The 24,244-nt window shown below is 72.2% G+C and carries 17 protein-coding genes and 1 riboswitch; of the genes, 11 read left to right on the top strand and 6 right to left on the bottom strand.

What is annotated here, in order from left to right; genetic code table 11:
- Positions 1–7: 7 nt before the first annotated feature.
- From AC07B0_RS30470 to AC07B0_RS30460, 3 genes are all read left to right on the top strand, one after another.
- The gene (locus AC07B0_RS30470) at positions 8–949 is read left to right on the top strand and encodes a FadR/GntR family transcriptional regulator (protein ID WP_356874295.1); all 942 of its coding nucleotides are present in this window, start codon (positions 8–10) and stop codon (positions 947–949) included.
- A gap of 357 nt (positions 950–1,306) precedes the next feature.
- Positions 1,307–2,884, top strand: a complete 1,578-nt coding sequence (locus AC07B0_RS30465) for an RNA polymerase sigma factor (RefSeq protein ID WP_356874297.1) — start codon at positions 1,307–1,309, stop codon at positions 2,882–2,884.
- Positions 2,885–2,989: 105 nt separating this feature from the next.
- A complete protein-coding gene (locus AC07B0_RS30460; protein ID WP_356874299.1) occupies positions 2,990–3,844 on the top strand; it encodes a S1 family peptidase in 855 nt (284 codons plus the stop codon).
- 217 nt (positions 3,845–4,061) lie between these two features.
- Here AC07B0_RS30460 and AC07B0_RS30455 read toward each other — a convergent pair whose 3' ends face one another.
- Entirely contained in the window at positions 4,062–4,298 is a 237-nt protein-coding gene (locus AC07B0_RS30455; protein ID WP_266573543.1) for a DUF7455 domain-containing protein, read from the bottom strand.
- A 446-nt stretch (positions 4,299–4,744) separates the two neighbouring features.
- Here AC07B0_RS30455 and AC07B0_RS30450 point away from each other — a divergent pair, with 446 nt between their 5' ends.
- The 3 genes from AC07B0_RS30450 to AC07B0_RS30440 all read left to right on the top strand — a co-directional run bounded on the left by AC07B0_RS30450 (position 4,745) and on the right by AC07B0_RS30440 (position 9,092).
- Complete coding sequence (locus tag AC07B0_RS30450; protein ID WP_356874302.1) at positions 4,745–6,865, top strand: DNA gyrase/topoisomerase IV subunit B; 2,121 nt, start codon at positions 4,745–4,747, stop codon at positions 6,863–6,865.
- A 152-nt stretch (positions 6,866–7,017) separates the two neighbouring features.
- Complete coding sequence (locus AC07B0_RS30445; protein ID WP_356874304.1) at positions 7,018–7,503, top strand: DUF485 domain-containing protein; 486 nt, start codon at positions 7,018–7,020, stop codon at positions 7,501–7,503.
- Positions 7,500–9,092 (top strand): solute symporter family protein, encoded by a 1,593-nt coding sequence (locus AC07B0_RS30440; RefSeq protein WP_356874306.1) that lies wholly within the window; start codon positions 7,500–7,502, stop codon positions 9,090–9,092. The genes AC07B0_RS30445 and AC07B0_RS30440 overlap by 4 nt, the downstream gene beginning before the upstream one ends.
- A 6-nt stretch (positions 9,093–9,098) precedes the next feature.
- Here the strand turns inward: AC07B0_RS30440 and AC07B0_RS30435 are convergent, their stop codons facing one another.
- From AC07B0_RS30435 to AC07B0_RS30425, 3 genes are all read right to left on the bottom strand, one after another.
- Positions 9,099–9,782, bottom strand: coding sequence for a response regulator (locus tag AC07B0_RS30435; RefSeq protein ID WP_356874408.1), 684 nt, complete (start codon positions 9,780–9,782; stop codon positions 9,099–9,101).
- A gap of 11 nt (positions 9,783–9,793) precedes the next feature.
- Positions 9,794–11,410, bottom strand: coding sequence for a sensor histidine kinase (locus tag AC07B0_RS30430; protein WP_478899357.1), 1,617 nt, complete (start codon positions 11,408–11,410; stop codon positions 9,794–9,796).
- 239 nt (positions 11,411–11,649) lie between these two features.
- Complete coding sequence (locus tag AC07B0_RS30425; protein WP_478899355.1) at positions 11,650–12,885, bottom strand: citrate synthase; 1,236 nt, start codon at positions 12,883–12,885, stop codon at positions 11,650–11,652.
- Positions 12,886–12,955: 70 nt separating this feature from the next.
- On the opposite strand from AC07B0_RS30425, the gene AC07B0_RS30420 reads away from it, so the two are divergent.
- Positions 12,956–14,107 carry a citrate synthase gene (locus AC07B0_RS30420; RefSeq protein WP_467296758.1) on the top strand — a complete coding sequence of 384 codons (1,152 nt, stop codon included), beginning with the start codon at positions 12,956–12,958 and terminating at the stop codon, positions 14,105–14,107.
- 24 nt (positions 14,108–14,131) lie between these two features.
- On the top strand, positions 14,132–15,241 hold the full coding sequence (locus tag AC07B0_RS30415) for a CobW family GTP-binding protein (RefSeq protein WP_469380965.1): 1,110 nt from the start codon (positions 14,132–14,134) through the stop codon (positions 15,239–15,241).
- Between the two features lie 47 nt (positions 15,242–15,288).
- Here the strand turns inward: AC07B0_RS30415 and AC07B0_RS30410 are convergent, their stop codons facing one another.
- Both AC07B0_RS30410 and AC07B0_RS30405 read right to left on the bottom strand, forming a co-directional pair.
- Complete coding sequence (locus AC07B0_RS30410; protein ID WP_478899354.1) at positions 15,289–17,403, bottom strand: restriction endonuclease; 2,115 nt, start codon at positions 17,401–17,403, stop codon at positions 15,289–15,291.
- Positions 17,404–17,509: 106 nt separating this feature from the next.
- Positions 17,510–19,966: a DNA gyrase/topoisomerase IV subunit A gene (locus AC07B0_RS30405; RefSeq protein ID WP_356874319.1), complete on the bottom strand. Its 2,457-nt coding sequence runs from the start codon at positions 19,964–19,966 to the stop codon at positions 17,510–17,512.
- 253 nt (positions 19,967–20,219) lie between these two features.
- Between AC07B0_RS30405 and AC07B0_RS30400 the strand changes: the two genes are divergently transcribed.
- The 3 genes from AC07B0_RS30400 to AC07B0_RS30390 all read left to right on the top strand — a co-directional run bounded on the left by AC07B0_RS30400 (position 20,220) and on the right by AC07B0_RS30390 (position 24,177).
- Positions 20,220–21,572, top strand: a complete 1,353-nt coding sequence (locus AC07B0_RS30400) for a M16 family metallopeptidase (RefSeq protein WP_478899352.1) — start codon at positions 20,220–20,222, stop codon at positions 21,570–21,572.
- A 20-nt stretch (positions 21,573–21,592) separates the two neighbouring features.
- A complete protein-coding gene (locus AC07B0_RS30395; RefSeq protein ID WP_478899397.1) occupies positions 21,593–22,960 on the top strand; it encodes a M16 family metallopeptidase in 1,368 nt (455 codons plus the stop codon).
- A 238-nt stretch (positions 22,961–23,198) separates the two neighbouring features.
- Positions 23,199–23,355, top strand: a riboswitch (cyclic di-AMP (ydaO/yuaA leader).
- Between the two features lie 12 nt (positions 23,356–23,367).
- Entirely contained in the window at positions 23,368–24,177 is an 810-nt protein-coding gene (locus AC07B0_RS30390) for a M23 family metallopeptidase (RefSeq protein ID WP_467296767.1), read from the top strand.
- Positions 24,178–24,244 lie beyond the last annotated feature (67 nt).

Here is a 24,244-nt window from a genome sequence, read left to right as displayed (position 1 = left end):
CTTTCGTGTGCTTTTCACCAAAGACCTCAAGGGTGATGGAGGCACGGCCGACAAAGGATTCGTGAGTACCCTTGCGCACACCATGATGACCGCCGCCCGCCATGCCGACACCGGCCTCGCCGGCCCGGGCGAACTCGACCGCTACCCCTACCCGGAGGCCTCCGGGTCAGACCGGGTCGGACCTCCCCACTGGGACGGCGCCGACGTCGAGTTGAGCCGTGTCGGCCGCCGGGCCGCGGGCAGCCGCGGCCGCGGACTGCACGGCCAACTCGTCCAGCAGCTCGGCCAGATGATCGTTTCCGGTGATCTCGGCGCGGACCGCCCGCTGGTACCCGAGGAGATCGGCCAGCGTTTCGAGGTCTCCCGCACCGTCGTCCGCGAATCCCTGCGGGTCCTGGAGGCCAAGGGCCTCGTCAGCGCCCGTCCGAACGTGGGCACCCGGGTCCGTCCCGTCGCCGACTGGAACCTGCTCGACCCGGACATCATCGAATGGCGCGCCTTCGGCCCCCAGCGCGACGACCAGCGCCGCGAGCTCGGCGAGCTCCGCCTGACCATCGAACCGCTCGCCGCCCGCCTCGCCGCGGGTCACGGGCGTCCCGACGTCCAGCAGCGCCTCGCCGACATGGTCGAGATCATGGGCCACGCCCTCGGGCAGGGGGACGTGATCACCTTCGGGCGCGCCGACAACGAGTTCCACGCCCTGCTGATCCAGGTCGCCGGCAACCGCATGCTGGAACACCTCTCCGGCATCGTCTCCGCCGCCCTCCAGGTCTCCGGCAGCCCCGTCACCGCCTGCGACCGTCCGAGCGAGACCTGCGTGGCGCACCACGCACGGATGGTCGAGGCCCTCGCGGCCGGTGACGCCATGGGAGCGGAGAACTCCATGCGTCAGCTCCTGACGGTGCATCCGGAGGTCGAGCGCGTGGTCCCCGCCCCGCGCGAGCACTGACGCGCCGACGCGCGGGGGCGCGGGGGTGCAGCACCTGTCGCCGGGCCCGGTTCGGGTCCGGCGACACCGGCGTCCGGGGTCGTTCGAAGCCCCCGGACGGGCCTGTGTGACCGTACGAACGGCGCCGGCGGGAACCCGGTGTGACCCTGGCCACGAAGATTGGGCGTAACGCTCCGCGACGTCACGCGATGACGTAAGAGGTGATGGCCGACGGAGGGAAGACAGCAGCCCTTGGGGTGCTGTGCAGCTCCCGGCCCCTGCCCGCGCCCCCGGCCCATCCCCAGTCGGTGGTCGTCGGCTCCGGTCCAGCACCAGACCGGGGTCGGAAGCCGTTCCCATCGTTCCGAGAGGTTGTTCGTGTCGGCCAGCACATCCCGTACGCTCCCGCCGGAGATCGCCGATTCCGAGTCTGTGATGGCGCTCATCGAGCGGGGCAAGGCCGAGGGGCAGATCGCCGGCGATGACGTGCGTCGGGCCTTCGAGGCTGACCAGATTCCCGCGACCCAGTGGAAGAATGTTCTGCGCAGCCTCAACCAGATCCTCGAGGAAGAGGGTGTGACGCTGATGGTCAGTGCCGCGGAGTCGCCCAAGCGCACCACCCGCAAGAGCGTGCCGGCGAAGAGCCCCGCGAAGCGGACGGCGACCAAGACCGTCGCGGCGAAGACGACGGCCGCCGCCGGGACCGCGGCCGACGACGCCGCTCCGGCCGGGGCCGGGGCGACGGACAACGCCGCCGACGCCCTCGCGGCGGAGCCCGGAACCGAGCCCGCCGTGAAGAAGGCGGCGGCGAAGAAGACGGCGGCCAAGAAGGCCGCACCCGCGAAGAAGACCGCCGCCAAGAAGACGGCGGCGAAGAAGACCGCGGCCAAGAAGGACTCCGACGAGGGCGAAGGGGACACCTCGGAGGAGGGGCCCGACGCCGTGAAGGCCGAGGCCGACGAAGAGGAGGAGGGCGGCGAGAACAAGGGCTTCGTCATCTCCGACGACGAGGACGACGCCCCCGCCCAGCAGGTCGTCGTCGCCGGCGCCACCGCCGACCCCGTCAAGGACTACCTCAAGCAGATCGGCAAGGTCCCCCTCCTCAACGCCGAGCAGGAGGTCGAGCTCGCCAAGCGCATCGAGGCGGGCCTGTTCGCCGAGGACAAGCTCGCGAACTCCGACAAGCTGGCGCCCAAGCTCAAGCGCGAGCTGGAGATCATCGCCGAGGACGGCCGCCGCGCCAAGAACCACCTGCTGGAGGCCAACCTCCGCCTCGTGGTCTCCCTCGCCAAGCGCTACACCGGCCGCGGCATGCTCTTCCTGGACCTGATCCAGGAGGGCAACCTGGGTCTGATCCGCGCGGTCGAGAAGTTCGACTACACCAAGGGCTACAAGTTCTCCACCTACGCCACGTGGTGGATCCGCCAGGCGATCACCCGCGCCATGGCCGACCAGGCCCGCACCATCCGCATCCCGGTGCACATGGTCGAAGTGATCAACAAGCTCGCCCGCGTGCAGCGCCAGATGCTCCAGGACCTGGGCCGCGAGCCCACCCCGGAGGAGCTGGCCAAGGAACTCGACATGACCCCGGAGAAGGTCATCGAGGTCCAGAAGTACGGCCGCGAGCCGATCTCCCTGCACACGCCGCTCGGCGAGGACGGCGACAGCGAGTTCGGTGACCTCATCGAGGACTCCGAGGCGGTCGTACCGGCCGACGCCGTGAGCTTCACGCTCCTGCAGGAGCAGCTCCACTCGGTCCTGGACACGCTCAGCGAGCGCGAGGCCGGCGTGGTCTCGATGCGCTTCGGCCTCACCGACGGCCAGCCGAAGACCCTCGACGAGATCGGCAAGGTCTACGGGGTGACCCGCGAGCGCATCCGGCAGATCGAGTCCAAGACCATGTCGAAGCTGCGCCACCCCTCCCGCTCCCAGGTGCTGCGCGACTACCTGGACTGACCGGACCGGACCGCAGGGGCGTACGCCGGTGGCCGCGCGGGTGCGCACGGCCACCGGGCAACCCACTCTGGGTGGAGTCATACACACTCAGAGTCAGGAGGCCTCATGCGTCGTCCCTTTGCCCGCGCCCTGGCGGGCGCGCTGACGCTGGTGGCGGGAGCGGCCGCCGCACCGCTCACCCAGGCGCCCCGGGCGGTCGCGGACAGCGTGGTCATAGGTGGGAAGCCCGTGACCTCGGGCGACAACCCCTGGGTGGTGGCCCTCGCCAGCCGTGACCGGTTCGGGGGTACCCGCGACGGACAGTTCTGCGGGGGCGTCGTCGTCGCACCGACCACGGTGGTGACGGCTGCCCACTGCCTCGGGAGCCAGGTGCTGGGCGGTCCCGTCGAATCGGTCGCCGACTTCCGTGTCATCACGGGGCGTACGGAGCTGCGCACCGCCGACGGCCGGGAGGTCGCGGTGAGCGCGGCCCGGGTGAACCCGGACTACGACGCGGCGAGCAACGCCGGGGACCTCGCCGTACTGGAGCTGGCCGAGGCCCTTCCCGCCGATCACGTGCTCCCCATGGCCGGGGCGGGTGACCCCGCCTACGCCGCCGGTACCGAGGCGACCGTGTACGGCTGGGGGGACACGAGCGGCTTCGGTGACTACGCGTACGGGCTCCGGGCGGCCACGGTCACGGTGCTGGACGACGAGACCTGCCGGCGGGCGTACCCCGGGGACCGGGACGGACAGTACCGGGCCGACTCCATGGTGTGCGCGGGCGCTTCCGGCGGGGGCAAGGACGCCTGTCAGGGAGACAGCGGCGGGCCGCTGGTGGCCCAGGGGCGGCTCATCGGGCTGGTGTCCTGGGGGCGCGGCTGCGGTCGCGCGGACAGCCCGGGCGTCTACACCCGGATCGCCCCTCTGGCCGCGTTCGTGAGCGGCCCCGAGAGCGGCGCGCGGCGGCGCGGGGTGTAAGGACACCCCGGGAGGGGCGGGAGGGCCCTCAGGCACCCCTCACGGCCTTACGCGGGGTGACGTGGGCCGAGCGGCGCGCCCGGAGGGCGGGAGGAAGTGTCCGGGCATGAGGAAGTGTCCGGGCATGAGGACGGGCGGCATCTCTGGGTCTCAGAGATGCCGCCCGTCGACCGGCCTGGCCGGTCCTTGCTCGTCGGATGCGAGGTGCAGGCCTGTGTCAGCGGTCCTCGGTATCGGCGGCAGCGGCCGCCGGAGCGGACGTGAGCCGCTCGGTCTCATCCTGTATTTCCGCGGCGATCTTCTTGAGTTCCGGCTCGAACTTACGCCCGTGGTGGGCGCAGAAGAGCAGTTCACCACCGCTCAGGAGGACGACGCGCAGATATGCCTGGGCGCCGCAGCGGTCGCATCGGTCAGCGGCCGTCAGCGGGGTCGCGGGTGTCAGAACAGTAGTCACGTCGCCTCTTCTCTAGCTCGACGAGCTGTCGTACCAGGGTCAACATCCAACCAGGCCGAAAACGTTCCCGCTCGCGGCTTTTCCTCGAAACTTCCTTCCGAAGCTGGCCGGCTGTTGCCGGTTGGCGGCGAAGGAGCCGTATTGCGTTGCTTTACGGTTTCGCGTTGTCAGTCGTTCGCTTGTAGCAGTTCCGTCCTCGCCGGCGTGAGTGCCGGTTGTGCATGAGGACGTGCCCGAACCCTAAATGGTTCATGCGCGGAAGGGAACGTGATGTTTGCTTCACCCTCCCGGGGGATCGAACAGCAGTGCGGATCTGGACTAGGCTGAGGAACCCACGAGGGTGGCGTTGCATCGGCTCTACCAGGCCTCGGTACCCTCTGACCGGCACCCGAGCCACCCCTGCGCCCGACCGGGCCAGAAAAGAAATTCAGCGAGGAGCGAACTGCGTGACCGCCGACACGTCCGTGCCTTCCAGCGCGCTGCTGTCCGGAGCAGACCGGGACGGTTCCAACTACACCGCGCGGCACCTGCTCGTCCTCGAAGGCCTCGAGGCCGTTCGCAAGCGCCCCGGCATGTATATCGGCTCCACCGACAGTCGAGGCCTGATGCACTGCCTCTGGGAGATCATCGACAATTCCGTCGATGAGGCCCTGGGCGGGTACTGCGACCACATCGAGGTGATCCTCCACGAGGACGGCTCGGTCGAGGTCCGGGACAACGGCCGCGGCATCCCCGTCGACGTGGAGCCCAAGACCGGCCTCTCCGGGGTCGAGGTCGTCATGACCAAGCTGCACGCCGGCGGCAAGTTCGGCGGGGGCTCGTACGCGGCCTCCGGCGGCCTGCACGGCGTCGGCGCCTCCGTCGTCAACGCCCTGTCGGCCCGCCTCGACGTCGAGGTCGACCGGGGCAGCTCGACGCACGCGATCAGCTTCCGCCGCGGCGTCCCGGGCATGTTCACCGAGCAGGGCCCCGACAGCCCCTTCGACCCCGCCAACGGCCTGCGCAAGGCCAAGCGGATCGCCAAGGGCAAGACCGGGACCCGGGTCCGCTACTGGGCCGACCGCCAGATCTTCCTCAAGGACGCCCGGCTCAACCTGGAGACGCTCTACCAGCGCGCCCGCCAGACCGCCTTCCTCGTGCCCGGCCTGACCCTCGTCGTCCGCGACGAGCGCGCCATCGACGGCGCCGGCAAGACCGAGGAGACCTTCCGCTTCGACGGGGGGATCAGCGAGTTCTGCGAGTACCTGTCCCAGGACAAGGGCGTGTGCGACGTCCTGCGCCTGACCGGCACGGGCACCTTCAAGGAAACCGTCCCGGTCCTGGACGACCGCGGCCACATGACCCCCACCGAGGTCACCCGTGAGCTGGGCGTGGACATCGCGCTGCGCTGGGGCACGGGGTACGAGACCAACGTCAAGTCCTTCGTCAACATCATCGCCACCCCCAAGGGCGGCACCCACGTGTCCGGCTTCGAGCGCTCGGTCGCCAAGACCGTGAACGAGGTCCTGCGCTCGGCGAAGCTGCTGCGCGTAGCCGAGGACGACGTGGTCAAGGACGACGCGATGGAGGGCATGACGGCCGTCGTCACCGTCCGCCTCGCCGAGCCGCAGTTCGAGGGCCAGACCAAGGAGGTGCTCGGCACCTCGGCGGCCACCCGGATCGTCGCCGCCGTCGTCGCCAAGGAGCTCAAGGCCTTCCTGACCTCGACCAAGCGCGACGACAAGCAGCAGGCCCGCGCCGTGATGGAGAAGATCGTCGCGGCCGCCCGGACCCGGATCGCGGCCCGCCAGCACAAGGAGGCGCAGCGCCGCAAGACCGCGCTGGAGTCCTCCTCGCTGCCGGCCAAGCTGGCCGACTGCCGCAGCGACGACGTGGACCGCAGCGAGCTCTTCATCGTCGAGGGGGACTCGGCCCTCGGCACGGCCAAGCTCGCCCGGAACTCCGAGTTCCAGGCGCTGCTGCCGATCCGCGGCAAGATCCTCAACGTCCAGAAGTCGTCGGTCTCGGACATGCTCAAGAACACCGAGTGCGGCGCGATCATCCAGGTCATAGGAGCCGGGTCGGGCCGCACCTTCGACCTGGACGCGGCCCGCTACGGCAAGATCGTCCTGCTCGTCGACGCCGATGTGGACGGCGCGCACATCCGCTGCCTGCTGCTCACGCTCTTCCAGCGGTACATGCGGCCGATGGTCGAGGCGGGCCGGGTCTTCGCCGCCGTGCCGCCCCTGCACCGGATCGAGCTCGTCCAGCCGAAGAAGGGCCAGGACAAGTACGTCTACACGTATTCGGACAACGAGCTGCGCCAGACCCTCCTGGAGTACCAGCGCAAGAACATCCGGTACAAGGACGCCATCCAGCGCTACAAGGGCCTCGGCGAGATGGACGCCGACCAGCTCGCGGAGACCACCATGGATCCCCGGTTCCGCACGCTGCGCCGGATCAACATCGGCGACCTCGACTCGGCCGAGCAGGTCTTCGACCTGCTCATGGGCAACGAGGTCGCCCCGCGCAAGGAGTTCATCACCAGCTCGGCGGCGACCCTGGACCGCTCGCGCATCGACGCCTGACACGCGGACACCCTCCGGCTCCACGGCACACCGGTGCTCTTCACTCCATCACCTGAAGGAGTGAAGAGCACCGGGACACCAGTCCGGAAACCGTTCATTCCGCACATCCTTGTGGGCACGCGGCCAATGCGGCAGCGGACAAGGAGAGTTCGGTGGACAAGCACGATGGTCGCGATGCCGGAACGATCCGGCTGGACGACCCCTGGTACGACGCGCTGGCCGTGGGCTGGGGCGAGGTTGAGGAAACGGTCCCGCCGCGCCAGGCCCCGACGGGCGGTCCCGCGCCCGGTGCATCCGACATCTACCTGGAAGTGCAGCGCAGCGCCGCCTTCCAGGAGGTCCGCAGCCGCTACCGAAGGTTCGTCGTCCCCGCGACCGCCGCCTTCTTCCTCTGGTACGTCGCCTACGTGATCGCGGCCACGGCGGCGCCCGGGCTGATGGCCCGGCCCGTGGCGGGCGCCGTCAACGTGGCCCTGCTGGCGGGCCTCGGCCAGTTCCTCAGCACCTTCCTGCTGACCTGGGCCTACGCCCGGCACGCGCGGCTGCGGCGGGACCGGGCCGCGCTCGACCTGCGCTGGACGGTGTTCGAGCAGGAGCGCGACCAGGAGCGGATCCGGGCCCGGGGGGAGGGCCGGTGACCACCGAACACCAGACGCTGGCGCTGATCCTGTTCAGCGCGTTCATCGCCGTCACCCTCGGCATCACCACCTGGGTCAGCCGCAACCGGCACGGCTCGGCCGAGGAGTTCTACGCCGGAGGGCGGCTGTTCTCCCCACTGGAGAACGGTTTCGCCATCGCCGGCGACTACATGTCCGCCGCGTCCTTCCTGGGGATCTCCGGGCTGATCGCCCTCTTCGGCTACGACGGCCTGCTGTACTCGGTCGGCTTCCTCGTCGCCTGGCTGGTGGTCCTCTTCCTGGTCGCCGAACTGGTCCGCAACTGCGGGCGCTTCACGCTCGCCGACGTGGTCGCGGCCAGGATGGCCGAGCGGCCCGTGCGGATCGCCGCCGGGACCTCCTCGGTCGTGGTCTCGGTGCTCTACCTGGTCGCCCAGATGGTCGGCGCGGGCAGCCTCGTGGGCCTGCTGCTCGCGGACTCCGGCCCCGGGGCCAGGACCCTGACCGTGGTCGGGGTCGGCGCGCTGATGGTGGTCTACGTGACCTTCGGCGGCATGAGGGCCACCACCTGGATCCAGATCGTGAAGGCCGTGCTGCTGATGGGCGGGGCGGTGACCCTGACCGTCCTCGTGCTGCTGCGCTTCCACGGGAACTTCGACCAGCTGCTCACGACCGCCGCCGACCGCAGCGGGCACGGCAGCCGCTTCCTGGCCCCCGGGCTCAAGTACGGGGGCGACTGGACCTCCCGCTTCGACTTCATGAGCCTGGGCCTCGCCCTGGTCCTCGGGACGGCGGGGCTGCCGCACATCCTGTCGCGCTTCTACACCGTCCCCACCGCGCGGGCGGCCCGCCGGTCGGTGGTGTGGGCGATCGGCCTGATCGGCGGCTTCTACCTGATGACCATCGTGCTCGGCTTCGGTGCGGCCGCGCTGGTGGGGCCGGACGAGGTGCGGGCCTCGAACGCCTCGGGGAACACGGCCGTCCCGCTGCTGGCCGCCTTCCTCGGCGGGGGCGCCGGGTCCACCGGGGGCGCGGTGCTGTTCGCCTTCGTGGCGGCCATCGCCTTCGCCACCATCCTCGCCGTGGTCGCCGGGATCACCCTGGCCTCGTCGGCTTCCGTCGCGCACGACCTCTACGCCTCCCTCAAGCGCCGGCACGCCCGGCAGCGCAGCGAGGTGACGGTGGCGCGGCTGGCGGCCGTGGGGATCGGTGCGGTGGCGATCGGCCTCGGGCTGCTCGCCCAGGACCTGAACGTGGCGTTCCTGGTGGGGCTGGCCTTCGCGGTGGCCGCCTCGGCGAACCTGCCGGTGCTGCTGTACTCGCTCTTCTGGCGCGGGTTCACCACGCGGGGGGCCGTCTGGTCGGTGTACGGGGGGCTGGTCCCGGCGGTCCTGCTGGTGGCGCTGTCGCCGGTGGTCTCCGGGAGTCCCGAATCCCTCTTCCCCGGCGTCGACTTCCAGTACTTCCCGCTGCAGAATCCGGGGCTCGTCTCGATTCCGCTGGGCTTCCTGGCGGGCTGGCTGGGCACGGTCACCTCCGGTGAGGAGCCGGACGAGCGCAAGCACGCCCAGACCGAGGTCCGCTCGCTGACGGGTGCCGGGGCGGTATGAGCCCGCTCAGGCCCCGCCGGGCGGCAGCCAGGCGTAGCGGTGCTCCGGGCGGCCGGTCTCGCCGTAGCGCAGGGCGAGGGTGACGCGGCCGGCGCGGTCCAGCAGCTTCAGGTAGCGCTGGGCGGTCTGCCGGCTGATGCCCGCGCGGTCGGCGACCTGCTGCGTCGAGAGGGGGCCCTCGGCGGCGCGCAGGACCTGGCGGACCAGTTCCGCGGTGGTGGGGGAGTGGCCCTTGGGCAGTTCGTTCGGGGTGCCGGCCGCGGCGAGCGCGCCGAAGATCCGGTCGACCTCGGCCTGTTCGGCCTCGCCGCCGGCGGCGAGGGAGCGGTGGAGGGTGGCGTAGGCCTCGAGCTTGCCGCGCAGGCCGGCGAAGGTGAAGGGCTTGACCAGGTACTGGAGGGCGCCGAGGCGCATGGCCGCCTGCACGGTGGCCAGGTCGCGGGCGGCCGTGACCATGATCACGTCGGTGTGGTGGCCGAGCTGGCGCAGACGGCGGACCAGGTCGAGGCCGTTCCCGTCGGGGAGGTAGTGGTCGAGGAGGACCAGGTCCACCCGGTGGGCGGCGAGGAACTCCAGTGCCTCGGACGCCGAATGGACCTGGCCGGCGACCCGGAACCCGGGAACCTTCGCCACGTACGCCGCGTTGATCAGGGCAACACGCACGTCGTCGTCGACGACCAATACGTGCATCGGGGTCTCGTTCACCGCAGGGCCTCCGGGAGTACGACGGAGAACTCCGCCCCTCCGTCCGCTGCTTCACCGGCCCGGGCGCTGCCGCCCTGCCGTTCCGCGAGGCGGCGTACGAGGGCGAGGCCCAGACCGCGCTCGCGGTGGGCCCTGGGCTGCTTGGTCGACCAGCCCTCCGTGAAGATCTCCTCGCGGCGTCCGGCGGGGATGCCAGGGCCGCTGTCGCGCACCCGCAGGACGGCGGTGCGGCCTTCCGCGCGGATGTCGACCTCGATCAGGGGCGCGGGCGAGCCCGCCGCCGCGTCCAGGGCGTTGTCGACCAGGTTGCCGAGGATGGTCACGAGGCCGCCCGGGTCCACCAGCCGGTCGGGGAGCAGGGCCGTCGGGGCGAGCCGGAGAGGGACGCCGCGCTCGGCCGCCACGGTGGCCTTGCCCACCAGCAGGGCCGCCAGCAGGGGGTCGTGGACCCGTTCGGTGACCTGCTCGGCCGTGGTGCGGTGCACCCCCACGACCTCGGTGACGAACTCGACGGCTTCCTCGTACAGGCCCAGTTCGAGCAGGCCGAGGAGGGTGTGCAGGCGGTTGGCGTGCTCGTGGTCCTGCGCGCGCAGGGCGTCGATCAGTCCCTTGGTGGAGTCCAGCTCGCGGCCGAGGTGCTCCAGTTCGGTGCGGTCGCGCAGGGTGGCGACGGCGCCGCCGTCCGCGGTGGGCATCCGGTTGGCCACCAGGACCCGGGGACCCTGGACGGCGAGGAGGTCGCGCCCGGTGACGCGGCCGGAGAGGACGTCGGTGGTGCGGCCGGAGCCGAGGACCTCGTCCAGGGGGAGGCCGGCGAGGGTGTGCGCGGTGTCCGGGGTGAGTCCGAGCAGCCGGGCGGCCTCGTCGTTGACCAGCCGGATCCGGCCGTTCCCGTCGAGGGCGATGACGCCTTCCCGGATGGAGTGCAGCATCGCCTCGCGTTCCGCGAGGAGCCCGGCGATGTCGGAGAAAGCCAGGTCCCGGGTCTGCCGCTGGATCCTGCGGGACAGCAGGTAGGCGGCGAGCGCCCCGGCGGCCAGGGCGCCGCCGGCGTAGGCGAGCAGGCCGGGGATGGCTCCGAGCAGCCGGTCCCGGACGTTGTCGTAGGCGATGCCCACCGACACGGCTCCGACGATCTCCCCGTCGGCGGCGACGAGCGGGACCTTGCCCCGGGCGGAGCGCCCCAGAGTGCCCTCGTCGATCTCCATGACCTCGCGGCCGGCCAGGGCGTCGCTGGGGTCGGTGGAGACGGGAAGCCCGATCAGGTCGGTGCTCGGATGGGAGCGCCGGATGCCGTCCAGGTCGAGGACGACCACGTACTCGGCTCCGGTCGCCCGTCGGATCCGCTCGGCCGCGGACTGCACGGCGGAGTCCGCCGTGGGGCCGGACCTCAGGAGGTCGGCGGCCAGGGACGGGTCGGCCGCCGCGCTCTGGGCGATGGCCAGGGCGCGGCGCATCGCCTGGTCGTCCAGCTGGGCGCTGAGCGGTGCCAGGAACAGCCCGGTGGCCAGCGCCAGGACCCCGGCGGCGATGGCCAGCTGGGTCAGCAGGATCTGGGAGACGGCCCGTCTGGGCAGCCCGAGGCGCCGAGCGCTGGTGGGGAGGAACCGCATGACTAGCACCGTAGGTCGGCTTCGGCCTGAGCGGAATTCCCTCGTCTACGCACATCGCTCGCGTCCGACCTGGCGCTGGGCACCCGCCGGGCCCGCGCCGCCGCCCTGCGGCTGCGCCGGGACGTGTCCGGCTTCGGCGGCGCCGGGCTCCGGTGCTGCCCGTACCGGCGCAGGACACGGCGGTCTGGCTGCGGATCTGACGCCGCCGCCGGACCGCCCCCGGCCGGAGGGCTCGCCCGTCACGGCACCGGCTGTGGTGGGCGGGGGCCCTGGTACTGCCCGCTCGGCCGCATCCGCAGCGGCCGCTCCTGGTACTCCTCCAGGGCGTGCGCGATCCAGCCCGCCGTCCGGGCCACCGCGAACACCGTCTCCCCGGCCTCCGCCCGCATCCCGCAGGACACGGTGAACACCGCCAGCGCGAGGTCCACGTTGGGGTGCAGCCCGTGCCGGGCCATCACCGCCGCCACGTCCCGCGCCGCGTCCAGCGCCGGACCCGCCTGGGCCAGGCCGTCCAGCCGCCCGAACAGCGCCCTTGCCCGCGGGTCCTCGCCCGGGTACAGCCGGTGGCCGAGCCCGGGCACCCGCCGCCCCGCGCGCAGGTACTCCGCCACCACCGGCGCCGCCCCGCCCCGCTCCAGCACCTCCACCAGCATCCGGTGGGCGAGCCGCCCGGCGGCGCCGTGCAGCGGCCCCTCCAGCGCGCCGAGCCCCGCCGAGACCGCCGCGTAGGGATGGGCCCGCGCCGACGCCGCCACCCGTACGGCCAGGGTGGAGGCCGCCAGGTCGTGGTCGGCCAGCAGGGCCAGGGCCAGGTCCAGCACCTCCAGGGCCCGCGGCTCCGGATCCGCCTCGGTCAGCCGGGACCACAGTTCCCGGGCGACCGTGGCGCCGTCCCCGGGGGCCGGGCCCAGCGCGGGCAGGGCGCCGGCCAGCGTCGGGACCAGGCAGCGCGCGGAGCCCAGTACGGCCTCCTCCGACAGGTCGAAGCGCAGCGGGTCCGTCACCGCGGCGGCCGCCACGGCCACCCGCAGCCGGTCTACTGGCCCGCTGTGCTCGGGGAGCGCGGCCACCGACCGGCGGGCCGCCGCGAGCGCCTCGGGGGGAGCGGTGAAGCGGGCCCCGCGCGGCAGGCCGCCGGTCCAGAGCCACTCGGCGACCTCCTCGTACGGGTGCCGGGACGCCAGCTCGACGGCGTCCACGCCCCGGAAGTAGTACCGGTCGGCCTCGATGAGCGTGAGCGAGGTGCGTACGGAGAGTTCCCCGGCGGGAGCCGCCGCCTCGCGCCGGCTGCGCCGGGCCAGCGCGTCCACCTCGCCCGCGTCGAAGGTGCTGCCGCGGCCGACGGGGTCGCGGCGGCTGCTGAGCTGGCCCCGGCTGACGTACGCGTACACGGTCGCCGGTTTCACCCCGAGGGCGAGCGCGGCCTCCTGGGTGGTGAGCCGGCGCGTGCCGTCGGCGGCTGGCTGTTCGGTCATGACGCACAGCCTACATATGTTGATTCAATCAATATTGACAAGGATTGATTCAAGCATGGATGGTCGATCCATGAACACCACCGTCGCAGTACCCCGTGGCCTCGCCGGAGTCGTGGTCACCGAAACCCGGCTCGGTGACGTCCGCGGCCTGGAGGGCTTCTACCACTACCGCCAGTACTCGGCCGTCGAGCTCGCCGCGAGCCGCACCTTCGAGGACGTGTGGCACCTGATGTTCCACGGCGCACTGCCCGCGGACGCCGCCGAACGGGCCGCCTTCACCGCACGGATCGCCCCGCTGCGGCACCTGCCCGCCGAGGTCCGCGAGGCCCTCCCCGCGCTCGCCCGCGCCACCGCCGCCTCCGGACCGCTCGCCGGACTGCGCACCGCGCTCTCGCTCCTCGGAGCCTCCGCCGGTTTCCGTCCCGTCTTCGACCTCGACGGGGAACGCCGCACCACCGACGCCCTCGCCGCCTGCGCCGCGGTGCCCACCCTGCTCACCGCGCTCCACCGGCTCGGCCAGGGCCTGCAACCCGTGGACCCGCGCGACGACCTCCCCTACGCCGCCAACTACCTCTGGATGCTGACCGGGCGTGAACCCGACCCCGTGCGGACCCGCGCTGTCGAGCGGTACCTGATCTCCACCGTCGACCACGGCTTCAACGCCTCCACCTTCACCGCCCGCGTGATCGCCTCCACCGGAGCCGACGTCGCCGCCTGCCTCACCGGCGCGATCGGAGCCCTTTCCGGCCCGCTGCACGGCGGCGCCCCCAGCCGGGCCCTGGACACCCTCGACGCCATCGGCACCGTCGACCGCATCGGGCCGTGGATCCGCGAACGGGTCCTCGCCGGGGACCGCATCATGGGCTTCGGACACCCCGTCTACCGCACCGAAGACCCGCGCTCACGGATGCTCCGCGAGATCGCCGGGCAGTTCGGCGGACCGCTCGTGGAGTTCGCCGTCGAGGTCGAACGGCAGGTGGAGGAGATCCTCGCCGAGCTCAAGCCGGGCCGCGAGCTGCACACCAACGTGGAGTTCTACGCGGGAGTGGTCATGGAGCTGTGCGGGCTGCCGCGCGAGATGTTCACCCCGACCTTCTGCGCCGCGCGCGTGGTCGGCTGGAGCGCGAACGTCCTCGAACAGGCCGCCGACTCGAAGATCATCCGCCCGGCCGCCCGCTACACCGGCCCGACCCCTCCGCAGCCCGTGCCGCTCCTGGACTGACGCGGCCTCGTTACCATCGGCCGGGTGAACAGCAGGCAGCCCGAGCGGAGCGTCCCCGTCGTCGTCCTCGCCGGATTCCTCGGATCCGGCAAGACCACCGTGCTCAACCACCTCCTCGGCAACCGGGGAGGAACCCGGATCGGGGTCGTCGTCAACGACTTCGGGTCGATCGAGATCGACGCGATGTCGGTGGCCGGCCAGGTCGGCGACTCGATGGTCTCCCTCGGCGGCGGCTGCCTGTGCTGCGCCGTCGACGGCAGCGAACTGGACGCGTACCTGGAGAAGCTCACCGCCCCCGCCCACCGGATCGACGTGATCGTCATCGAGGCCAGCGGACTCGCCGAGCCGCAGGAGATGATCCGGATGCTGATGGCCAACGAGAACCCGGCCGTCCGCTACGGCGGGATGGTGCACGTCGTGGACGCGGCGGAGTTCGACGCGACCCGCGCCCGGCACCCCGAGACGGACCGCCACCTCGCCGTCGCCGACCTGGTCGTCCTCAACAAGACCGACCGGGTCGACGCCGCCGAACGGGCCCGGATCGAGACGGCGCTCGGCGCGCTCTGCGCGCCGGGTACCCCCGTCATCGGCGCCGACCACGGACGCATCGACCCGGAACTCCTCTTCGACCGCCGCCCCTGGACCGAGACCCGCGGCCAGCTCTCCTTCGAGGACCTGCTGGCCGAGGCCGACGACGGCGGTCACGACCACCGCGCGCACGCGCACGCGGCCTACGAGAGCGTCGAGTTCACCTCCGACCAGGGCCTCTCCCCGCGCCGCCTCATCGACTTCCTCGACCGCCGCCCGGCCGGCCTCTACCGGATCAAGGGCTTCGTCCGGTTCGGCGTCCCCGGCCACGAGGAGCGCTACGAGGTCCACGCGGTCGGCCGCTTCCTGAGGTTCGTCCCCGGCCCCTGGGCGCGGGGCGAACCGCGCCGGACCCGGCTCGTCCTGATCGGCTCCGGCATCGACGGACCGGGCCTGCTGCGCGAGCTGGAGGCGTGCCGCGAGGAAGCCCCGCAGGACGCCCGCCCGGAGAGCATGTGGGGGGTGCTGCGGTACGTACCGCGCGGCGGACCGGAGGAGCCGGAGGGCGGGCCCGGGGAGCCGGAGGGCGGGCCGGCGGACGGCTGAGCGGCGCCGGCCGTGAGGTCCGACCGGAGCTCGCGGCCGGGGGTTGCTCAGGCCACCTCGACCCCGTATTCGCGCAGCAGGTCCTCCAGGCCGCCCCGGTAGCCCTTGCCGCCGATGACGAACTTCCAGTCGCCGTTCGGGCGGCGCCGGAAGGAACCCAGGACCAGGGCGGTTTCGCCCGCCCGGCCGTCGGAGACCTCCAGCCGGTCGATCTCCTCGCCGGCCGCGCCGAGCAGCCGGATCCGCGCGTCGGTGAACCCCGCCAGATCGGCGTCCGGATTGACCTCCGGATCGATCGCGGCGACCAGCACCAGCCGGTCGGCCCGCTGGGGGAGGTCGTCGAAGCCGACCTCGACGGCGGCCTTGTCGGGGGCGAAGTGCGGGCGGGAGCGGACCGAACCGTCCGGGGTCCGCGGGTTGTTGAAGAACACGAAGTGGTCCTCGCTGAGCACCCGGCCGCCTTCGCAGACCAGCGCGCACACGTCCAGCGCGACGGAGCCCGACCAGGACATGCCCAGTACGTTGCGGTCCGGCGCGACCGCCTCGGGCTCGGGAGCGCGCGGGGCCGGAACGCCCGGGGAGGCCACGGCTACGGACGGGGAGGAGCCGTCGCCCAGCCGTCCCCGCAGCCCGTACCGGTGCAGGAGGCCGACCAGCTCCACCCCGGGAACCAACTCCAGCGGCTTGCCGTTGGCAAAGGTGTACGAACCCGGCCCGAAGGACGAGGTGGTGACCAGCACCCCCTTGTTCGCCCCCGCGTCCTGCACCGTGCCGTACAGGTCCCGCACCGCCGTCGGCGGGACCGTGTTGCGGTACCGCTTGACCTGGACGACGATCCGCCCGCCCCGGATCGGCGCCGGGTCCAGCGCCTCGACGTCCACGCCGCCGTCTCCCGACCGCTGCGTGGTCACCGCCTCCATGCCCATGGCCCGGAACAGTTCCGCGACCAGGTTCTCGAAGGCGATCGGGTCCATCGCGAAGAGGTCGGGCTCCCCTTCGCCCCCCTCCCCGTGCCCGCCGTGCCGGACCACGCCCCCGCCGACCTCGCCCGGCCCGCGGCCCGCCCGTACGGCCGTCAGCTGGTCGGGCCGCGCCGACAACTGCCCGCGCAGACCGTCGACCAGGCAGTCCACCGCGCTCACCTGCTCCAGGCGCAGCCCGGAGAAGGCCGTACGCGGGGCCATCACCGTGGCCAGTACGATCTGTGCCTCCCGGCCCGTCACCGGATCGTGGTCGTCCACGAACCCGTTCACCACCACCGAGTCCAGCGCGCCGAACTCGTCCGCCGCGTACAGCTCGCGGAGCACCAGCAGGACGCACTGCGCCAGCAGGTCCCGGTAGATCGCCCGGCGCTGCGTGGCCGGCCGGGCCGTCTCCTTGTCCTGGTCGGTACTCGGCACGTACCGGACGGACTTCGCCTCCGGCACCACCTCGAAGCGCGGCAGTTCCCAGTCCAGCACCAGCTGCCGCGCCGCGGGATCGTAGGCCGCCGATACCTGGCGGGGCAGGTCCTCGGGCCAGGCGGTGGAGGCGTAGAGGGCCGCGGAGAAGTACTCGACGGCGGCCTCGGCGTCGCCCGCGCGCAGCGCCCCGGCCAGTTCGGTGAGCCCGCTGTTGTGGCGGCGCACCTCGGCGAGCTGCCCGGCCGCCCACCGGTCGTACTGCTCCCGGTACGCCGCCAGCTGCCGCAGGCGCTGCTGGTCCGCGGCGTGCGCGGCCTGCCAGGCCTGCGTGTACCGGTCGTGCGCCTCGCGCTCGGCCTGCGCGCGGCGGCCCGGGCCGAGGTTCCAGCCGCCGCTCTGCTGCTGGAACTGCTGGAGGTGCGGCATGGGCACGGGCTGGGCCAGCGTGCCGGGGTTGAACGGCTCCAGCCTCTCGGAGCGGACCAGGGCGGACATCCTGAAGGCCGGCGCCCGGCAGCCCGCCGCGAGCATGCCCTGCAGGGCCGCGACCTCGGCGTCGATCCGCTCGGTGCGGCGCCGGGCCTCGGCCTCGCGGTGCTGTTTGTAGGCGGCCTGCTGCTCCCGCTGGCCCCGGGCCACGTCCCGTTCGTAGGCCCGCTGACGGCGTTCCGCCTCGCGCTGCTGGATCAGCTGCGTCCGTTGCTGCTGCCGCTGGGCCTCGGCCCAGACCCCGATCAACCCGCTGGACCGACGACTCATCAGCTGTGTTCTCCCCCCACCCGCGTGTACGGGGAAAACACTAGTCGGGGCGCGGGGTGCGGGGTGCGCCAACCGCATCGCCCGCGAACCCCGCGCCCCTCGCGTGCTACAACACGCCCCCCGCCAGGGCCTCGACGACGGCGGGCAGCGCCGCCCCCGAGCCGTCGCGGCGCGGGTCCACGGGCGGCAGCGCGGCCGGAGTGCCGTTGGCCGCGGCGGCCCGGACCGGGACGCCGCCCGCCCAGGCCAGTACGAGGACGTCCTCGCCCTTCAGGAACCGCTGGCAGCGCACGCCGCCGGTGGCCCGGCCCTTGCGCGGGTACTGGTCGAAGGGGGTGAGCTTGCCGGAGCGCACCGAGTCGTCCAGCGTGCCGTGCGATCCGGCCACGGTGAAGACCATGGCGTCCCGGCCCGGGTCCACCGCCGAGAAGTGGATCACCTTGGCGTTCTCGGAGAGCTTGATGCCCGCCATGCCGCCCGCGGGCCGGCCCTGGGGGCGCACCTGGCCCGCCGGGTAGCGCAGCAGCTGGGCGTCGTCGGTGATGAAGACGAGGTCCTCCTCGCCGGTGCGCAGCTCGACCGCCCCGACGATCCGGTCGCCCTCCTTGAGGGTGATGACCTCCAGCTCGTCCTTGTTCGCCGGGTAGTCCGGCACCACCCGCTTGACCACGCCCTGTTCGGTGCCCAGGGCCAGGCCCTGGGAGGACTCGTCGAGCGTGAGCAGGCAGATCACGCTCTCGTCGGCCTCCAGCCCGGAGAGGAACTCCGCGACGGGGGCGCCGCCGGCCAGGTTCGGCGCGGCGTGGGTGTCCGGCAGCTGCGGCAGGTCGATCACCGAGAGGCGCAGCAGCCGTCCGTACGAGGTCACCACGCCCACGTCGGCCCGCGCGGTCGCCGCGACCTGGGAGACGATCAGGTCGTGCTTCGCGCGGGAGCCGCCCTCCTCCTCGGGGAGCGGGTCGCCGTTCGCCGTACGGGCCAGCAGGCCGGTGGAGGACAGCAGCACCCGGCACGGGTCGTCCGCGACCTCCAGCGGGACCGCCGCGACGGCCGCGGCCCCCGACTCCAGCAGCACCGTCCGGCGCTCGGTGCCGAACTTCTTCGCCACCGCGGCCAGTTCGGAGGAGACGAGCTTGCGCAGCTCGCCGTCGGAGTCCAGGATGCCGGTCAGTTCGTCGATCTCGCCGGTCAGCCGGTCGCGCTCGGACTCCAGCTCGATCCGGTCGAAGCGGGTCAGCCGGCGCAGCGGGGTGTCGAGGATGTACTGCGTCTGGATCTCGCTGAGCGAGAAGTGCTCGATCAGCCGCTCCTTGGCCTGCGCGGAGTTGTCGCTCTCGCGGATCAGCCGGATGACCTCGTCGATGTCGATCAGGGCCACCAGCAGGCCCTCGACCAGGTGGAGCCGGTCGCGCCGCTTGCCGCGGCGGAACTCGCTGCGCCTGCGGACGACCTCGAAGCGGTGGTCGAGGTAGACCTCCAGCAGTTCCTTGAGGCCCAGCGTCAGCGGCTGTCCGTCGACCAGGGCGACGTTGTTGATGCCGAAGGACTCCTCCATCGGCGTCAGCTTGTAGAGCTGCTCCAGCACGGCCTCCGGGTGGAAGCCGTTCTTGATCTCGATGACCAGGCGCAGGCCGTGCGAGCGGTCGGTGAGGTCCTTGACGTCGGCGATGCCCTGGAGCTTCTTCGAACCGACGAGGTCCTTGATCTTCGCGATGACCTTCTCGGGGCCCACCGTGAAGGGCAGTTCGGTGACGACCAGGCCCTTGCGGCGCGGAGTGACGTCCTCCACGGCCACCGTCGCGCGGATCTTGAAGGTGCCCCGACCGTTCTCGTAGGCGTCCTTGATGCCGGAGAGCCCGACGATCCGGCCGCCCGTGGGCAGGTCGGGACCCGGCACGAAGCGCATCAGCGCTTCCAGGTCCGCCTCCGGGTAGCGGATCAGGTGGCGGGCGGCCGCGATGACCTCGCCCAGGTTGTGCGGGGCCATGTTGGTGGCCATGCCGACGGCGATTCCCGAGGCGCCGTTGACCAGCAGGTTCGGGTAGGCCGCGGGCAGCGCGACCGGTTCGCGTTCCTGGCCGTCGTAGTTGGCGGTGAAGTCGACGGTGTCCTCGTCGATCGACTCCGTCATCAGCGACGTGGCGTCGGCCATGCGGCACTCGGTGTAACGCATGGCGGCCGGCGGGTCGTCGTTGCCCAGGGAACCGAAGTTGCCGTGGCCGTCGACCAGCGGCAGCCGCATCGAGAAGGGCTGGGCCATGCGCACGAGCGCGTCGTAGATCGACGCGTCGCCGTGCGGGTGGAGCTTGCCCATGACCTCGCCCACGACGCGGGCGCACTTCACGTAGCCGCGGTCGGGGCGCAGGCCCATCTCGTTCATCTGGTAGACGATGCGCCGGTGCACCGGCTTCATGCCGTCCCGGGCGTCCGGCAGGGCACGGGAGTAGATCACCGAGTACGCGTACTCGAGGAAGGAGCCCTGCATTTCGTCGACGACGTCGATGTCGAGGATCTTCTCCTCGAAATCCTCCGGCGGCGGGGTCTTCGTGCTGCGGCGGGCCATCGCTGCGCGGCTCCTTAACCAAGAATCGGGTGTACGGGATGTACAGGACGTACGGGTACCGGCCGGGCGGTCCGGCAGGGGCGACGCGGACCATTGTGGCCCGAGGCGCCGACAATGCCGACTCCGACCCCGGGGGTCCCCCGGACGGAGTCCGCAGGCGGCAACCGGGAACTTCTCCGGTGGCCGACGCGCTTGCATACAGTGGCAGGTCTGACAGAAATCTCTGCATCGCGATCGAAGGGACCACATGCCCATGGGTCACACGGCCACAGCTCAGGCCGGCTCCGGCGGCCTGACAGCGACCGAGCACCGGCTGGCCAACGGCCTGCGCGTGGTGCTGTCCGAGGACCACCTCACCCCGGTCGCCGCCGTCTGCCTCTGGTACGACGTCGGCTCGCGCCACGAAGTCAAGGGGCGGACCGGCCTGGCTCACCTTTTCGAGCACCTGATGTTCCAGGGTTCGGCGAGCGTACCGGGCAACGGGCACTTCGAGCTCGTCCAGGGCGCCGGCGGCTCCCTCAACGGGACCACCAGCTTCGAGCGCACCAATTACTTCGAGACCATGCCGGCCCACCAGCTGGAACTCGCCCTGTGGCTGGAGGCGGACCGGATGGGATCGCTGCTGGCCGCCCTGGACGACGAGTCCATGGAGAACCAGCGCGACGTCGTCAAGAACGAGCGCCGCCAGCGCTACGACAACGTCCCCTACGGGACCGCGTTCGAGAAGCTGACCGCCCTCGCGTACCCCGAGGGCCACCCGTACCACCACACCCCGATCGGCTCGATGGCCGACCTGGACGCCGCGTCCCTGGAGGACGCGCGCAACTTCTTCCGTACCTATTACGCACCGAACAACGCCGTCCTGTCGGTCGTCGGCGACATCGACCCCGAGCGGACGCTCGCCTGGGTCGAGAAGTACTTCGGCAGCATCCCCTCGCACGACGGCAAGCAGCCGCCGCGCGACGGCTCCCTGCCCGAGGTGATGGGCGGCCAGCTCCGCGAGGAGATCGTCGAGGAGGTCCCGGCGCGCGCGCTGATGGCCGCCTACCGCCTTCCGCACGACGGCAGCCGCGAGTGCGACGCCGCCGACGTGGCGCTGACCATCCTGGGCGGCGGCGAGTCCTCCCGCCTCCACAACCGCCTGGTACGCCGCGACCAGAGCGCCGTGGCGGCCGGATTCGGCATGCTGCGCCTCGCCGGCGCGCCCTCGCTGGGCTGGCTGGACGTGAAGACCTCCAGCGGCGTCGAGGTGCCCGCCATCGAGGCGGCCGTGGACGAGGAGCTCGCGCGGTTCGCCGCCGAGGGCCCCACCGCCGAGGAGATGGAGCGCGCCCAGGCGCAGCTGGAGCGCGAGTGGCTGGACCGGCTGAGCACGGTGGCCGGCCGCGCCGACGAACTGTGCCGCTTCGCGGTGCTGTTCGGCGACCCGCAGCTGGCGCTGACCGCCGTCCAGCGCGTCCTCGACGTCACCGCCGAGGAGGTGCAGGCCGTGGCCGCGGCCAGACTGCGCCCCGACAACCGGGCGGTCCTGGTCTACGAGCCGCTGGCCGGGTCCGACGCCGACGAGAGCAACGAGAGCAACGAGAACGAAGGGGCGGAGCAGTGAGCGACACCGCAGCCGTCACGATGACCTTCCACCCGCAGCCGCAGCCCGGCGAGGCCAAGCCGTGGGCCTTCCCGGCCCCCGAGCGCGGCGCGCTGCCCAACGGCCTGACCGTGCTGCGCTGCCACCGTCCGGGCCAGCAGGTGGTGGCGGTCGAGGTCAACCTCGTGGCCCCGCTGGACGCCGAGCCCGAGGGCCTCGACGGGGTGGCCACCATCATGGCCCGCGCCCTGTCGGAGGGCACCGACAAGCACTCCGCCGAGGAGTTCGCCGCCGAGCTGGAGCGCTGCGGCGCCACGCTCGACGCGCACGCCGACCACCCCGGTCTGCGGGTCTCCCTGGAGGTCCCGGCCTCCCGCCTGCACAAGGCGCTGGGCCTGCTCGCCGAGGCGCTGCGCGCTCCCGCCTTCGCCGACAGCGAGGTGGACCGCCTGGTGCGCAATCGGCTCGACGAGATCCCGCACGAGCTGGCCAACCCGCAGCGCCGCGCGGCCAAGGAACTCTCCAAGGAGCTCTTCCCGGCCACCCTGCGCATGTCCCGGCCGCGCCAGGGCACCGAGGAGACGGTGGCCCGCATCGACTCCGGGGCCGTACGCGCCTTCTACGAGGCCCACGTGCGCCCGGCCACCGCCACCGCGGTGGTCGTCGGCGACCTGACCGGCATCGACCTGGACGCCGTCCTCGCCGACACCCTGGGCGGCTGGACCGGCGACACCGCCGAGCCCCGCCCGGTGCCGGCGGTGACCGCCGACGACACCGGCCGCGTGGTCATCGTCGACCGGCCCGGCGCGGTCCAGACGCAGCTGCTCATCGGCCGGATCGGCCCGGACCGCCACGACATCGTCTGGGCCCCGCAGGTGCTCGGCACGTACTGCCTCGGCGGCACCCTCACCTCCCGCCTGGACAAGGTGCTGCGCGAGGAGAAGGGCTACACCTACGGCGTCCGCGCCTTCGGGCAGGTGCTGCGCTCCACCGCCGACGGCAAGGGCGCCTCGATGCTCGCCATCAGCGGCTCGGTGGACACCCCGAACACCGGCCCGGCGCTGGAGGACCTCTGGAAGGTGCTGCGCACCCTCGCGGAGGGCGGCCTGACCGACGCCGAGCGGGACGTGGCGGTGCAGAACCTGGTGGGCGTGGCCCCGCTGAAGTTCGAGACGGCGTCCTCCGTGGCGGGCACGCTGGCCGACCAGGTCGAGCAGGAACTGCCGGACGACTACCAGGCCCGGCTGTACGCGCGGCTGGCCGAAACCGGTACGGCGGAGGCGACTTCGGCCGTCGTGCGCGCCTTCCCGGTGGACCGTCTCGTCACGATCCTGGTGGGCGACGCGGCGCAGATCGCGGAGCCCGTGCGGGCGCTGGGGATCGGCGCAGTGAGCGTCGTCACCAACTGACCAGTGCGTGACCGGGGATCGAGCGGCGGGCGACCGCCGCTCCACCGGTAACTGACCGATTCTCAAGGGGCTCTGATGGAATATCCATCGGAGCCCCTTTTGTCCGTTTAGTGGTGTGGTTGCTCGTATGCGGTGTGGCGTACGCAACAATTGGGCTCGTCTGTTTGGCGATCCACTGATGATCCGCCTAGCGTCGGCCCTGCTGTTCGTCAGTTGTGCCCGCCGCATCCGCGGCACCGGACAGTGATCGCCGAGTCCCCGTCAGGCGCGAGCCTGGGGAGCCGGGGACCCACAGTCCCTGGGGTGAATCGGACCGCCTCGCAAGAGGAGGCCCGTAGGAGACCTTCCTGCTCCGAACCCGTCAGCTAACCCGGTAGGCGAGAGGGAAGGAAAGGATCACCCCCTTCATGGCGTTTGGCAGTCGTCCCACCGGCTCCGGCAAGCACCGCGGCTCCAGCCGTCTGAGCCGCAAGACCGCCGGCTACGCCGGCATAGCCGCCCTCGCCACCACGGGCGTGGTCGGCACCCTGGCGGCCCCCGCCTTCGCCGCTGACAACTCGGGCCCCTCCATGGAGGACACCGGCCAGAACCCGGTCGTCGTCGCGGACGACCTCCAGGGCGACATCGAGGCCCAGGCCGCGTCCCAGATGCGTGACGCCGAGGCCGTCGCCGCCCAGGCGCAGGCCGCCGCCGACGCCAAGCAGCGCGCCGCAGAGGCCAAGCGCACCGCCGAGGCCGCGGAGGCCAAGGCGAAGTCCGAGCGTGAGGCCGCCGAGCGCGCCGCCCGCGAGGAGGCCCGCAAGCGCCTCAACACCTACGTCGCGCCCGTCGACGGCTCCTACGTCAGCACCTCGTACGGTGCGGGCGGCGCCATGTGGTCCTCCGGCAGCCACACGGGCATCGACTTCCACGCCTCCCTCGGCACCACGATCCGCGCGGTCGGCGCCGGCACGGTCGTCGAGGCCGGCAACGGCGGCGCGTACGGCAACAACGTCGTCATCCGCCACAACGACGGCACCTACACCCAGTACGGGCACATGTCCGCGCTGAGCGTCTCCGCCGGCCAGCAGGTGACCGCGGGCCAGCAGATCGGCCTCGCCGGCTCCACCGGCAACTCCAGCGGCGTGCACCTGCACTTCGAGGCCCGCACCGGCGCCCAGTACGGCTCGGACATCGACCCGGTCGCGTACCTGCGCAGCCACGGCGTGCGCCTCTGATCCACGCGGATCCGCGCGGCCCCGCACTCGCTCCACGAAGAAGACCCCGGCTCACCGAGCCGGGGTC

The organism is Streptomyces sp. NPDC044704, assembly GCF_056433525.1.
This window is presented reverse-complemented; position numbering and strand designations above follow the sequence as displayed.

Coding starts and splice junctions, on each gene's coding strand:
- AC07B0_RS30460 (WP_356874299.1), top strand. CDS start 2,990: ATGCGTCGTCCCTTTGCCCGCGCCCTGGCGGGCGCGCTGACGCTGGTG.
- AC07B0_RS30435 (WP_356874408.1), bottom strand. CDS start 9,782: ATGCACGTATTGGTCGTCGACGACGACGTGCGTGTTGCCCTGATCAAC.
- AC07B0_RS30430 (WP_478899357.1), bottom strand. CDS start 11,410: ATGCGGTTCCTCCCCACCAGCGCTCGGCGCCTCGGGCTGCCCAGACGG.
- AC07B0_RS30425 (WP_478899355.1), bottom strand. CDS start 12,885: ATGACCGAACAGCCAGCCGCCGACGGCACGCGCCGGCTCACCACCCAG.
- AC07B0_RS30420 (WP_467296758.1), top strand. CDS start 12,956: ATGAACACCACCGTCGCAGTACCCCGTGGCCTCGCCGGAGTCGTGGTC.
- AC07B0_RS30410 (WP_478899354.1), bottom strand. CDS start 17,403: ATGAGTCGTCGGTCCAGCGGGTTGATCGGGGTCTGGGCCGAGGCCCAG.
- AC07B0_RS30405 (WP_356874319.1), bottom strand. CDS start 19,966: ATGGCCCGCCGCAGCACGAAGACCCCGCCGCCGGAGGATTTCGAGGAG.
- AC07B0_RS30400 (WP_478899352.1), top strand. CDS start 20,220: ATGGGTCACACGGCCACAGCTCAGGCCGGCTCCGGCGGCCTGACAGCG.
- AC07B0_RS30395 (WP_478899397.1), top strand. CDS start 21,593: ATGACCTTCCACCCGCAGCCGCAGCCCGGCGAGGCCAAGCCGTGGGCC.
- AC07B0_RS30390 (WP_467296767.1), top strand. CDS start 23,368: ATGGCGTTTGGCAGTCGTCCCACCGGCTCCGGCAAGCACCGCGGCTCC.